General features: G+C 61.6%; 11 protein-coding genes. 4 read left to right on the top strand and 7 right to left on the bottom strand.

Annotated elements, in window-relative coordinates; genetic code table 11:
- Positions 1-148 precede the first annotated feature (148 nt).
- Positions 149-580, bottom strand: coding sequence for a hypothetical protein (locus WBK19_RS15655; RefSeq protein ID WP_511291339.1), 432 nt, complete (start codon positions 578-580; stop codon positions 149-151).
- Positions 581-846: 266 nt separating this feature from the next.
- Here WBK19_RS15655 and WBK19_RS15650 point away from each other — a divergent pair, with 266 nt between their 5' ends.
- Positions 847-3,804: a PAS domain S-box protein gene (locus WBK19_RS15650; RefSeq protein WP_511291337.1), complete on the top strand. Its 2,958-nt coding sequence runs from the start codon at positions 847-849 to the stop codon at positions 3,802-3,804.
- Positions 3,805-3,812: 8 nt separating this feature from the next.
- On the opposite strand, the gene rpe is transcribed toward WBK19_RS15650, so the two are convergent.
- The 6 genes from rpe to WBK19_RS15620 form a co-directional block, all read right to left on the bottom strand.
- Complete coding sequence (gene rpe / locus WBK19_RS15645) at positions 3,813-4,514, bottom strand: ribulose-phosphate 3-epimerase (protein WP_511291335.1); 702 nt, start codon at positions 4,512-4,514, stop codon at positions 3,813-3,815.
- 75 nt (positions 4,515-4,589) lie between these two features.
- The gene (gene fba / locus WBK19_RS15640; protein ID WP_511291333.1) at positions 4,590-5,627 is read right to left on the bottom strand and encodes a class II fructose-bisphosphate aldolase; all 1,038 of its coding nucleotides are present in this window, start codon (positions 5,625-5,627) and stop codon (positions 4,590-4,592) included.
- 116 nt (positions 5,628-5,743) lie between these two features.
- A complete protein-coding gene (gene gap / locus WBK19_RS15635) occupies positions 5,744-6,766 on the bottom strand; it encodes a type I glyceraldehyde-3-phosphate dehydrogenase (protein ID WP_511291331.1) in 1,023 nt (340 codons plus the stop codon).
- Positions 6,767-6,886: 120 nt separating this feature from the next.
- Complete coding sequence (gene tkt / locus WBK19_RS15630) at positions 6,887-8,932, bottom strand: transketolase (protein ID WP_511291329.1); 2,046 nt, start codon at positions 8,930-8,932, stop codon at positions 6,887-6,889.
- Between the two features lie 99 nt (positions 8,933-9,031).
- Positions 9,032-9,904 carry a phosphoribulokinase gene (locus WBK19_RS15625; RefSeq protein WP_511291327.1) on the bottom strand — a complete coding sequence of 291 codons (873 nt, stop codon included), beginning with the start codon at positions 9,902-9,904 and terminating at the stop codon, positions 9,032-9,034.
- Between the two features lie 127 nt (positions 9,905-10,031).
- A complete protein-coding gene (locus WBK19_RS15620) occupies positions 10,032-11,099 on the bottom strand; it encodes a class 1 fructose-bisphosphatase (RefSeq protein WP_511291325.1) in 1,068 nt (355 codons plus the stop codon).
- A 179-nt stretch (positions 11,100-11,278) separates the two neighbouring features.
- Here WBK19_RS15620 and WBK19_RS15615 point away from each other — a divergent pair, with 179 nt between their 5' ends.
- The 3 genes from WBK19_RS15615 (at position 11,279) to WBK19_RS15605 (ending at position 13,215) form a co-directional block, all read left to right on the top strand.
- Positions 11,279-12,010, top strand: coding sequence for an HAD family hydrolase (locus WBK19_RS15615; protein WP_511291323.1), 732 nt, complete (start codon positions 11,279-11,281; stop codon positions 12,008-12,010).
- Positions 12,011-12,109: 99 nt separating this feature from the next.
- Positions 12,110-12,475 carry a hypothetical protein gene (locus tag WBK19_RS15610; RefSeq protein WP_511291321.1) on the top strand — a complete coding sequence of 122 codons (366 nt, stop codon included), beginning with the start codon at positions 12,110-12,112 and terminating at the stop codon, positions 12,473-12,475.
- A 251-nt stretch (positions 12,476-12,726) separates the two neighbouring features.
- Entirely contained in the window at positions 12,727-13,215 is a 489-nt protein-coding gene (locus tag WBK19_RS15605) for a GNAT family N-acetyltransferase (protein ID WP_511291319.1), read from the top strand.
- Positions 13,216-13,400 lie beyond the last annotated feature (185 nt).

The following is a 13,400-nucleotide window of genomic DNA, read 5'->3' as shown; positions in this document are numbered from 1 at the left end:
TCCACGAAACCAACGGAGCCCGACGCGTTATTGACGACCTTTAGCTCGATTTGATTTTTGAATGTTTTCCCCGGTTGACCGTAGCAATCACCGGGCGCATAGCCAAGACAACACACGGCATGGGCGCCAATGATCGAATCGCGGCGACTCAGCAAGCACCGGGGGGAGCAGAATGAGGCACAGGGTGATGTTCCCGGTTAACCTCATCGCCGGGTTTCAGCATCAAGGCAACGAGCGCTGCGGTCAGGCCGGTCAAGGCCCAGAACATGAAGAAGCCGAGCGAGTAGACGACCATAGGGCTCCAGTACACCGGCTCGCCAAACAGATAGAGCAGTTTCGGGTCGATGAAGGTGAAGAAAAATGCTTCGCCGGCAACAGCGGCAAAGAAAGACAGAAACAGCAGGTTGATCCATTTCGGCATGGTGGGTCTCCGTAAATTATTGAAGGAGTGCAGCGCTGACAGGACCGGGGGGAGGAAATGCTCTCGGCGTTGTTTAGACTGCGATTTGCCGCAAAGTTCGGAAGAAAAATGTGTCTTGATCAGGATTGCCGAACCTAAGCCGATTTCAATTTTGGCCATTTTTCCCGGTTGACCGTGGCACTGCCTTCGGGCAGCTGCCATTGGGCCGACGGACGGGAAGGCAGGCTATCGCCTTCCGCAAATCTCCGGCGAATCAGGGTAGGATATCAGTCTGTATTCAAGTGCTACAAAGCTTTTAAATACAGCGGTGTGGCACAGCTTTTTTGCCAGAGACGCGCCTTACCACGACGAACCAATGCCCTTGCGAATATCGGGTCGAAACGAATCCGGCCAGCATAATCAGAATATATATCAATCCAGAATCGATGATGAAAGCCAGCCAGACTGACCACACTTCGCTATCGGTACCCACCAGAAAATTCATGGTCGGGCTGGTCGCCGGGGTGTTTCTGATCAATCTGGTCATTATCCTGATTGGCCTCCAGAGCCTGATCTACAGCCGGGAGCGGACGGTCGAGCAGGTGCGCTACACAACGTCCAATCTGGCGGCGCTACTCGCCCAGAACATCGGCGATTCAGGGCGCCGGATCGATCTGGCCCTGCTCGGCATTGTCGACGCGCTTGAACACCAGATGACGCACGGCGGCCTCGATGACGATACGGTCAATCGCATTCTGGCAGCCCAGAAAGACCGCCTGCCTGAAGTCGATGGATTCAGAGCCAGCGACAACGAGGGAAGGGTACTGTGGGGCAAAGGGGTGAACAAATCGACCTTGGAAAGTTATGCCGACCGCGCCTTTTTCAGCGAACAACAGGCCGCCCCCGGCCAACGAATGATTGTTACCAAGCCGGTAATCGGCAAGGTATCAAAGCTCTGGGTCATCGTCTTCAGTCGCTCCTACCGCAGTCCCGATGGCAAGTTTGCCGGCGTCGTCAATGCAGCGGTGCCGGTCAGCCACTTTTTTGAACAGCTTGGCAAACCCAGGCTCGGCCCGCACGGCTCGGCAGTTCTTCGCCACGTCGACAAGGCGCTGGTCACGCGCTTCCCTGCCGTTGAGGGTGCTGGCGGGGTTATCGGCGACCAGACAGTCTCCGCCGAGTTTCTTTCCCTGCTTGAATCCGGCGTCGACCAGGGCAACTTTCACGCACTCAAGACCCCCGACGGTTTTGAACGAACCTATGCCTTTCAAAGGATCAGCGGCCTGCCATTTGTCCTTAACGTCGGCATGGCCCCTCAGGATTACTTTGACGTCTGGAATGAAGAGAAGCGCAACGTCATCCTGTTTTTGGCGGTCTTTTTTGTGCTCAGCGTTTTCGCCGCCTGGTTGCTGCTCCGTTCCTGGCGACAGAAGATGGCGGATACGGCGACTTTGCTGGCCTCCGAATCCCGCTTCAGGAACTACGTTGAGGCGGCACCCGAGGGTATTTTCGTAGCCAACGCCGAGGGCCGCTACCTCGATGTCAATCCGGCCGCGTGCCAACTGGTCGGTTACAGCCGGGAAGAGTTGCTCGGCATGTCGATTGGCGACATTGCGCCACCCGGCGCCCAGCCACAACACCATGAGCAGTACCAAATCATCAGGCAGGCCAAGCTGTACGACACCGACATCACCTTGCGGCGCAAGGATGGCAGCTTGTTCGACGCCACCTTGCGGACCATCACCCTGCCCGAAAACCGGGTAATGGGATTCTGTACCGACGTGACTGAACGCCGGCATACCGAGATAGCACTCCAGGAAAGCGAAAATCGCTTCCGTCACATTTCGTCCCTGACCAGCGACCTGATCTACTCCTGTCTGCGCAGCGACGACGGGATGTTCAGAATCGAATGGGTGGGCGGCCAGGCCGAGCAGGTCTTCGGCTACTCGACGGACGAGTTACGACGCCGGGGATGCTGGCGGTCCTTCGTCCTGCCCGAGGATCTATCGCTGTTTGACCTCTCCGTCACCGGGCTGCAACCGGGGCAGTCAAGCGACACCATTCTGCGCATCGCCCACCGCGATGGCTCGATCCGCTATCTGCGCAACGTCGCCCAGGTCGAAGATGCGCAGCCCGGCGGGCATCACCACCTCTACGGCGCCGTCAAGGACGTCACCGAACTGGAGAACTACCGCCGGCATCTGGAAAAACTGGTGGCCGAACGGACCGGGCAACTGAGCACGGCCAAGGAAGCGGCCGAGAGCGCCAACGTAGCGAAGAGTGCCTTCCTGGCCAACATGAGCCATGAAATCCGTACACCGCTCAATGCCATCACCGGCATGACTCACATCCTGCGCAAATCCGGCTTGATGCCCCATCAGGGCAGCTACCTCGACAAGATCGAGAATGCCGGGAAACACCTGCTGGAAATCATCAACGCCATTCTCGATCTGTCGAAAATCGAAGCCGGCAAGCTGACCCTGGAAGAAACCGACGTCCATCTCGGCGCCCTGCTTGGCAACGTCGCCTCGATGCTCAACGAGCGGGCGGAGGCCAAGCAGCTCAAGATCATCCAGGAGGTGCAGGCACCGTCGGCCCATCTGCGCGGCGACCCGACCCGGTTGCAGCAATCCTTGCTCAATTACGCCGCCAATGCCGTCAAATTCACCGAAGCCGGCCAGATCACCCTGCGCGTTCGGGTTGAAGAGGAAACCGGCAGCAAGGTCCTGCTCCGCTTTGAAGTCGAAGATACCGGCCCGGGCATTGCCGCCGATGTCATCCCGCGGCTGTTCAGTGACTTCGAACAGGCCGACAATTCGACCACGCGTCAGTACGGCGGTACCGGACTGGGGCTGGCCATTACCAAAAAACTGGCCGAATTGATGGGTGGCAGCGCCGGCGTGGTGAGTACCCCGGGCGCCGGAAGCACGTTCTGGTTTACCGCCCGCCTCAACAAAATGGCCGGCGCCGACCGTTCGCCGGAAAGGACCGATTCCGGCAATGCCGAAACCGTACTGCGCGAGCACTACACCGGTCGACGCATCCTGCTCGTCGAGGACGAGCCGATCAACCGCGAAGTCATGCTAACCCTGCTCGAAGAGACCGGTTTGCAAGTCATCGTCGCCGTCGATGGCGAAGAAGCCGTCCAGTGCGCCCGGGAAACACCGTGCGACCTGATCCTGATGGACATGCAGATGCCACGCATGGACGGCCTCGAAGCAACCCGCCGGATCAGGCAACTGGCGAACGGCGGCCAGACGCCGATCGCCGCCATGACCGCCAACGCCTTCTATGAGGACAAACAGCGCTGCATGGAAGCCGGCATGAACGACTTCATCGCCAAGCCGGTCGATCCCGATGCACTATTCGCCATGATCCTAAAATGGCTGTCGCACGGTAAATAAGCCCAGCGTCAGACCTTGGCCAACTCGCTGCGCAAAGCGCCGATGATCGAATCGTAGCGATGCGGATCGCCATCCTTGCCTGCGCCGTAGACAGCGGAGCCGGCGACGAAGGCATCAACGCCGGCGCGGGCGATTTCGGCAATGTTGGCGGTGTTTACGCCGCCGTCGATTTCGAGGCGGATGCGCCGGCCGGTTTCGCGTTCGTAGGCGTCCAGTTTGGCTCTGGCCAGCCTGGCCTTGGCCAGCGTGCCGGCGATGAATTTCTGGCCGCCGAAGCCGGGGTTCACGCTCATGAGCAGGATGACGTCGATCTTGTCGAGGACATAATCCATGTAGTCGAGCGGCGTCGCCGGGTTGAAGACCAGGCCGCCCTGACAGCCGCTATCGCGGATCAGCGCCAGGCTGCGGTCGACGTGGTCGGAAGCTTCCGGGTGGAAGGTGATGATGTTGGCGCCGGCCTTGGCGAAGTCGGGGATGATGCGGTCGACGGGTTTGACCATGAGGTGCACGTCGATAGGCGCCGTGGTGCATGGCCGGATGGCCTGGCAGACCAGCGGGCCGATGGTCAGGTTGGGGACGTAGTGGTTGTCCATCACGTCGAAGTGAATCCAGTCGGCGCCCGAGGCGATGACGTTGCTGACCTCTTCGCCGAGCTTGGCGAAATTGGCGGAGAGGATGCTTGGGGCGATGACGAAATCAGGTTGGCTCATGGTGCCTCCGAAAAAAGACGGCCCCAGACTTCGGGGCCGTAAACGCAAGGTACAGCAGAGTGATGCTCGGTTTGGTCAGCGGTAGGCGGCAGCCATTTTCTCCAGTGACACGGGTTTGATACGGCTGGCCTGACCGGCGCAGCCAAAAGCGTCGAAACGCAATTTGCAGATGTCGCGGGCGGCAACCACAGCCGCTTTGAGGAAGGCGCGCGGATCGAATTCTTCCGGCTTGTCGGCCATTGCTTTCCGCATGGCGCCGGTCATGGCGAGGCGGATATCGGTGTCGATATTGACCTTGCGCACGCCGTGGCGGATGCCTTCGACGATTTCCTCGACCGGCACGCCGTAGGTTTCCTTCATCGCGCCGCCGTACTGGCGGATGACCGCCAGCCATTCCTGCGGCACGCTGCTTGAGCCGTGCATGACCAGATGGGTGTTCGGGATGCGGGCGTGGATGGCCTTGATGCGGTCGATGGCGAGGATTTCGCCGGTCGGCGGCCGGGTGAATTTGTAGGCGCCATGGCTGGTGCCGATGGCGATGGCCAGTGCGTCGACGCCGGTTTTGGCGACGAAGTCGGCAGCTTCTTCGGGGTCGGTCAGCATTTGCGAGTGGTCGAGCTTGCCGGCCGCACCGATGCCATCTTCCTCACCCGCCTCGCCGGTTTCCAGCGAACCGAGGCAGCCCAGTTCGCCCTCAACCGAGACGCCGATGGCGTGGGCCATCTCGACCACCTTGCTGGTCACCAGGACGTTGTAGGCGTAGGGGGCCGGCGTCTTGCCGTCCGGGCCCAGCGAACCGTCCATCATCACACTGGAGAAGCCACTGCGCATCGATTGCAGGCAGACGGCCGGCGAAGTGCCGTGATCCTGGTGCAGGCAGACGGGGATGTCCGGGTACTGCTCGATGGCGGCTTCGACCAGCTTGCGCAGGAAGGGCTCGCCGGCGTATTTGCGCGCCCCGGCCGAGGCCTGCAGGATGACCGGGCTGTCGCAGGCTTCGGCCGCCTGCATGATGGCCTGGATCTGCTCCATGTTATTGACGTTGAAAGCGGGTAGACCGTAGCTGTGCTCGGCCGCGTGGTCGAGTAGTTGGCGTAGGGAAATGAGGGCCATGGTTGATCCTTAATTCTGTTGGGAAGCGTTAACAAAATGAAGCGCAGCGGTTCTGGCTAGGCGCGCCGCCGCAGACAGTACGATTGGTACGGCAAGGCGGCGCAACGACGCCAGAATCATTTTGTTGGCGCTTCCCGGGCGATGTGCTGGACGAAGCGCAGCATGTTGCAGGTGTAGCCGTACTCGTTGTCGTACCAGGCAACGACCTTGACGAAGGTGGGGTCGAGCGCGATGCCAGCTGTGGCGTCGAAGATCGACGGCTTCGGGCAACCGCGAAAATCGGTCGAGACCACCTTTTCGTCGGTGTAGCCAAGCACGGTCTTGAGCGGCCCCTTGCTCGACGCGGCCTTCATCGCGGCGCAGATTTCTTCGTAAGTCGCCGGCTTTTCCAGCTCGACGGTCAGGTCGACCACCGAGACGTCGGAAGTCGGCACGCGGAAGGCCATGCCGGTCAGCTTCTTCTTGAGTTCCGGGATGACCTTGCCGACGGCCTTGGCGGCACCCGTGGTGGACGGGATGATGTTCTCAAGAATGCCGCGCCCGCCGCGCCAATCCTTGCTGGACGGGCCATCGACGGTCTTTTGCGTCGCCGTCGCGGCGTGCACCGTGCTCATCAGGCCGCGCTTGATGCCAAAGTTGTCGTGCAGCACCTTGGCCACCGGGGCCAGGCAGTTGGTCGTGCAGGAAGCTGCCGAGACGATGGTTTCGCCGGCATATTTCTGGTGATTGACGCCGAATACGAACATCGGCGTCTCGTCCTTGGCCGGGGCCGACTGGACAACTTTTTTGGCGCCCGCCGTCAGGTGTTTCTCGCAGCTTTCGTGGGTCAGAAAATGGCCGGTCGCCTCGATCACGATATCTGCCTTGACCTCGCCCCAGTTCAGCTCGGCGGCGTCCTTGACGGCGCTGAGGCGGATTTTTTTGCCATTGACGACGAGGTGGTTTCCCTCGACCGAAATCTTGCCGTCGAAATTGCCGTGCACCGAGTCGTACTTGAGCATGTAGGCGAGGTAGTCCGGTTCGAGCAGGTCGTTGATGGCGACCACCTCGATGTTTTCAAACTCTTTTTCCTTGGCGATGGCCCGGAAGGCCATGCGCCCGATCCGGCCGAAGCCGTTGATTGCCACCCGTATTGGCATGGTGTTGTCTCCTGATGATTAAGAATTCTTGAGCGAGCCGGCCCGTTACGCCCGCGTTAACGGGCGTTCGGGACGGCTTGAATTGGGGTTGTCCGGGCTAGGCGGGCGTCGGATCAGGCATCAGAAGTCGCCATCGCTCCCCCCGGCGCTGACGATGGTGCGCAGGACCGTCTGCGCCAGGTTGTCCGCCGTCAGGCCGTAGTGGTCGTAGAGCACCGGGGCCGGGGCAGAGGCGCCGAATTCGTCGATGCCGAGCACGTCACCGTCGAGGCCGACGTATTTGTGCCAAAAATCGGTCTGGCCGGCTTCGATGGCAACGCGGCAAACATCCGGCGGCAGCACGAGTTTTTTCCACGTCGACGTCTGCTGGTCAAAGCGCCGCGTACAGGGCATCGAGACGACGCGCACGGCAACCCCGCCGGCTTTCAGAATGGCCTGTGCCTGCATGGCGATGGCGACTTCCGAGCCGGTGGCGATGATCACCGCCTGCAACTGGCCGTCGGCTTCGGAGAGCACGTAGCCGCCACGGCTGGCACCTTCCGCCCGGCTCGCCGCGCCGCCGTATTGCGGCAGGTTTTGACGCGACAAAAAGAGGGCGGAAGGTCCGTCTTGGCGCTCGAGCGCTTCGGCCCAGGCGATGGCTGTTTCCAGCTCGTCGCAGGGGCGCCAGAGGTCGAGGCCGGGAATGATGCGCAGGCTGCTGGCGTGCTCGACCGGCTGGTGGGTCGGGCCGTCCTCGCCGAGGCCGATCGAATCGTGGGTCAGGACATGCACGACGCGCTGTTTCATGAGCGCGCTCATCCGGATGGCGTTGCGGGCGTAGTCGGAGAACACGGCGAAGGTTCCGCCGTAGGGAATCAGCCCGCCGTGCAGGGCGATGCCGTTCATGATCGCCGTCATGCCGAATTCGCGGACGCCGTAGGAAACGTAGTTGGCCTGCCGCTCGCCGGCCTCGTGCAGGGCGACGCTGCCTTTGCCGGCGGTCAGGTTGGAGCCGGTCAGGTCGGCCGAGCCGCCAAGCAATTCAGGCACGCGGTCGACCAGCAGGTCGAGGCAGTTCTGCGACGACTTGCGGGTGGCAGTGGCCGCTTCCTTGCGGCCGGCCGCAGCGAGCAGTTCGCTTTTAATTTCGGGCCATTTTTCCGGTAGACCGTGGGATTGGGTGCGCTCGAACTCGGCGGCCAGTTCGGGGTACTGGGCGCGGTAGGCGGCGAACCGGGTCTGCCAGCTGGTTTCGGCCGCGGCGCCGGAAGCCCGGGCATTCCACGCGGCGCGCAGGCTGTCCGGCACTTCGAACGGCCCGTACGGCCAGCCGAGGGCGGCGCGGGTGGCCGCGGTTTCGTCGGCGCCGAGCGGCGCGCCATGGACGTCGTGCGAACCGGCCTTGTTCGGCGAGCCCCAACCGATCTGGGTGCGGCAGACGATCAGCGTCGGCTGGCCGGTGACCGTTTTGGCTTCGGCAATGGCCGCGCTGAGCGCTGCCGAGTCATGGCCGTCAATCGGCCCGACGACATGCCAGCCGTAGGCGCGGAAGCGGGCCGGGGTATCGTCGCGGAACCAGCCTTTGACGTGGCCGTCGATGGAAATCCCGTTGTCGTCGTAGAAGCAGGTCAGTTTGTCGAGCCCCCAGACGCCGGCCAGCGAACAGGCTTCGTGGCTGATGCCTTCCATCAGGCAGCCGTCGCCGACGAAGACCCAGGTCCGGTGATCGACGATCTCGCAGCCCGGCCGGTTGTAGCGTTGGGCCAGCAGCTTTTCGGCCAGCGCCATGCCGACGGCGTTGGTCAGGCCCTGGCCGAGCGGGCCGGTGGTCGTCTCGACGCCGGGCGTGTGGCCGACTTCCGGGTGGCCGGCGGTACGGCTGCCGAACTGGCGGAAGCTCTTGAGGTCGTCGATGTTGAGGTCGTAGCCAGTCAGGTGGAGCAGCGCGTAGAGCAGCATCGAGCCGTGGCCGTTGGACAGCACGAAGCGGTCGCGGTCGGCCCACTGCGGGTTGGCGGGATTGTGCTTGAGATGGTCGCGCCAGAGCACTTCGGCGATGTCGGCCATGCCCATCGGCGCGCCGGGGTGACCGGATTTGGCCTGATTGACGGCGTCGATGGCGAGGAAGCGGACGGCGTTGGCCAGTTCGCGGCGGAAGGTGGTTTCGGTCTGGTTGCGATCCATGTTTGTCTCCAAATTCGTCTATCGGTCATTCCCGCGGAAGCGGGAATCCAGCTCCCTGCATTCCTGGGTTCCCGCTTCCGCGGGAACGACAATCAGGGGCTAGGCCCGCCGCTTGTGGTCCATCAACCGCAAAACCATCGGCGTGAAAATCATCTGCATGGCCAGGCCCATCTTGCCGCCGGGGACGACCAGCGTGTTCGGGCGGGTCATCATGGCGCCGTGCAGGATGTTGATGAGGTACTGGAAGTCGATGCCCTTCGGGTTGGCGAAGCGGATCACCACCATGCTCTCGTCGGCCGTCGGGATGTCGCGGGCGATGAAGGGGTTGGAGGTATCGACGATAGGCACGCGCTGAAAATTGACGTGCGTGCGCGAGAACTGCGGGCAAAGGTGGCTGACGTAATCCGGCATGCGACGCAGGATGGTATCGGTGACCGCCTCCTGCGAATAGCCGCGCATTTTCTGGTCGCGGTGCAGCTTCTGGATCCATTCGAGGTTGATGGTCGGCACGACACCAACGCACAGATCGACCTGCTTGGCGATGTCGATCTTGTCATCGGCATAGGCGCCGTGCAGGCCTTCGTAGAACATCAGGTCGGTGACCGCGGTGATCTCCTGCCACGGCGTGAAGGTGCCCGGCTGCTGGCCGAAAGGCTCGGCCTCGCCAGCATCGTGCAGGTATTTGCGGAACTTGCCGGTACCGTCCTTGCCGTAGGCGATGAAGAGGTCCTGCAATTCTTCTAGAAGATTGGCTTCCGGCCCGAAATGGCTGAAGTTACGATTGCCGGCCTCTTCCTGCGCCTTCATTTCAGCGCGCATCGCCATTCGGTCGTAGCGATGGAAGGAATCGCCCTCGACGATCTGGGCATTGAGGCATTCGCGGCGGAAGATGTGCTGGAAGCTCTGCATCACCGTGCTGGTGCCGGCGCCGGAAGAACCGGTGATGGCGATGATGGGGTGTTTGACGGACATTTGTTTCTCCCTGCAGATGTGAATTCTTTACCCTGCGACTGAATCGTCATTCCCGCGCAGGCGGGAATCCAGTTCCTTGAGCCTTCTGGATCCCCGCTTTCGCGGGGATGACGAATTGACCTGTTGCCTAGGCCTGATCGCGGAACAGCGAGCGATCCGAGAACAGCGGCGAGACAAACGGCCGATCAGCCCCCGTGTCGTATTCCTGGTGGTAGCGCTCCAGCCGCTCGACCTCATTCTTCGAACCGAGGATGACCGGGACGCGCTGGTGCAGGCTGTCCGGCGCCACGTCGAGGATGCGCTGGCGGCCGGTGCTCGCCGCACCGCCGGCCTGCTCGATGAGCATGGCCATCGGGTTGGCTTCGTAGAGCAGGCGCAGGCGGCCCGGCTTGGACGGGTCCTTGCTGTCCTTCGGGTACATGAAAATGCCGCCGCGGATCAGGATGCGATGCACTTCGGCGACCATCGAAGCGATCCAGCGGGTATTGAAATCCTCGCCACGCACCCCTGTCTTGCCGGCCTTGCACTCGCTGACGTAGCGCTGCACCGGCGGCTCCCAGAAACGCTCGTTCGAGGTATTGATGGCGAATTCGCGGGTATCTTCCGGGACGCGGATGTTGGCGTGGGTCAGCAGGAAGTTGCCACTCTCGCGATCCAGCGTGAAGCCGTGGGTGCCGTTGCCGAGCGTCAATACCATCATCGTCGATGGGCCGTAGATGGCGTAACCGGCGGCGACCTGTTGGCTGCCTTGGCGCAGGTAGTCGCCGAGTTCGGCATCGCCGGCGGTCGACCGGGCAAAAATGGAGAAAATGGTGCCGACCGAGACATTGACGTCGCTGTTCGACGAGCCGTCGAGCGGATCAAAAACCAGCAGGTAGCGGCCACGCGGGTATTCGGCCGGGATCGGATAGGGATCGTCCATTTCCTCGGAAGCCATGCCGGCCAGCTGGCCGCCCCACTCGCAGTGACGCAGGATGGCTTCGTTGGTCAGCACATCAAGCTTCTTCTGCACCTCGCCCTGGATATTGGTACTCTCCAGTGCGCCGTGGTGCCCGGCCAGCGCGCCTTTGGCGACCATCGCCGAGATGGTCTTGACGGCGGCGGCGACGTCGATGAGCAACGCGCCAAGTTCGCCGTGGCTGGAACGGGTGTTTTCAATAACGAACTTCGAGAGGGTCGTACGGCCGAATTGCATGGTGTCTCCAATCATTCTTGTGTTACCGCATTGGCAATTAAGATAAGTGACTTCTTAATTAAGTAACAGTCAGACTTTCTTATCGCCTGAGTAAGTTATAGCTTATTAACGCGGTGCTTACCGCCACCTTCAGAAATTCTGACTGGATACCCAAATCGACCCCGGCTATCGTGCTGCGCATGCACCCACTCCACGCCCTGATCTTCGACGTCGACGGCACGCTGGCCGACACTGAGCGCGACGGCCACCGCCCCGCCTTCAACCACGCCTTCGCCGATCTCGGACTGGACTGGCACTGGGATGAAAGCCTGTACGGCGAGCTGCTCGCCATCACCGGCGGCAAGGAACGCATCCGCCACTACGCCGCCGGCCAGGCGCCCACCCTCGCCGCCCGGCCCGAATTCGAAGTGCTCGTCCGCGACCTCCACGCCGCCAAGACGCGCCACTACCTGCGCCTCGTCGACTCCGGCAGCCTGCCGCTCCGCCCCGGCGTCGCCGCGCTCATCCAGCACGCCCGCCAGCGCGGCCTGCGCCTCGCCATAGCCACGACGACCACCCCGGAAAACGTCACCGCCCTGCTCCACGCCACACTCGGGCCCGATGCGCCGGGCTGGTTCGAGGTCATCGGCGCCGGTGACATCGTGCCCAACAAGAAGCCGGCCCCCGACATCTACCGCTGGGTGCTCGACCACCTCGCCCTGCCAGCCGAAAATTGCCTGGCCATCGAAGACTCCGCCAATGGTCTGCGTGCCGCCCGCGCCGCCGGCCTGCGCTGCCTCGTCACCCCCAACGACTACACCGCCGGCGAAGACTTCAGCGGCGCCTGGCGGATGCTGGCGGACTTGCGGGATGTCGACCTCGACGCCATCGCCGTCCCGACAATATCAAATTTCGCCGTTTTTTCCGGTTGACCGTAGCACCCGTCAAAACCCGCCCCGCCGCGAAAAGCTCAAGTTCGCCCCCACATCGGCCGTAGTAGCTGATACACCAAGCAACCCGGGAACGAGACCATGAGCGAAAAAGAATCCAAAGACAGCCAGGAGCAACCCGTCAAGGCACGATCATTTGAAAAACTGACGGTCATCCTCGTCGGCGTCGCCCTCTTGCTGACGCTCGCCAACACCGTCCTGATCGCCATGAACCCCACCGCCAAAAAGGTCGAGCAATTCAATGAAGACCTCAAGACCGAGCTGGCCGACAGCGTCGCCACGCTGCACAAGAAGATCGACGGTCTGCGCCTGGCCGAACTCGAATGGCAGTCCGTGCTCAAAAAAGCCCAAACCAAACCCGACGCCATCTACAAGGTCGTCAACACCAAGGACGGCTACCTGACGCTGACCGAAATCGAGAAGACCGAAGCTGCGCCTGCACAGTAAGTCGCCCGGATGGAAACCCGGCGCTGGCTGCCGGGAAGCGGATTTCAATTTTGGCTGTTTTTCCCGGTTGACCGTGGGAGTCGTTCGGCCAGGCGTTTCGCCCTAGCGACCCGGCATCCGCTCCGCCCCCCTGAACCCGTGGTTTGCTCCCTGTCGCCGCTGGTTTATCCTCGTTCAACTCCACGGGGCAGCCGACCTTCGCTGTGCCGAGTCCGTTAACCTTGGCAATCAGGCCCTTCTCGCGCTTCATCATGACTCTGACAATTCACAAAGGCTACATACCGGGTTCCATTGGAAGGATCGTTGAACTTCACGCGCGCTATTACAGCAAGCTCGTCGGATTTGGCCTCCCCTTTGAAACCAAGGTGGCGCGCGAACTTTCGGAGTTCTGCGAACAATATGACGGCGAACGCGACGGTCTTTGGCTGGCGCTGCTAGACGGCAACATTGAGGCGGCAATTGCCATCGACGGCGCCCACGCCGAGCAGGAAGGAGCGCATCTTCGCTGGTTCGTTGCTTCAGACAAAATGCGAGGAACAGGCGTTGGGACAACGCTGCTTACTTCGGCGATGGCGTTCTGTCAGACGCGGAAGTACCACCGGGCATATCTGTGGACTTTTGAGGGTCTTGATGCGGCAAGGCACCTGTATGAGAAATTCGGTTTTCGCCTGGCTCTTCAGCAGCCTGGCAAACAGTGGGGTGCTGAAGTAAATGAGCAGCGATTCGAACTCGGGCAATAGAAACAAGAAATAGGGGACAAGCACGTATTTCCGCCTCTTCACTGAAACCGTGGTCTGTCCCTGAGGTTTCCCCTCATATTTTTACTCCTTGAGTGGCAGCCAACGCTTGGTGATGAATCAACGGCAAGGCATCCGTGATCGGTAGTCGTCGCAGCCAGTTGCCGCCTGCATCGATGATGCGGCGG

The organism is Azonexus sp., assembly GCF_049652925.1.
GTDB lineage: Bacteria > Pseudomonadota > Gammaproteobacteria > Burkholderiales > Rhodocyclaceae > Azonexus.
Note: the sequence above shows the minus strand (reverse complement) of the source record. Positions and strands in the feature narration are given on the sequence as shown.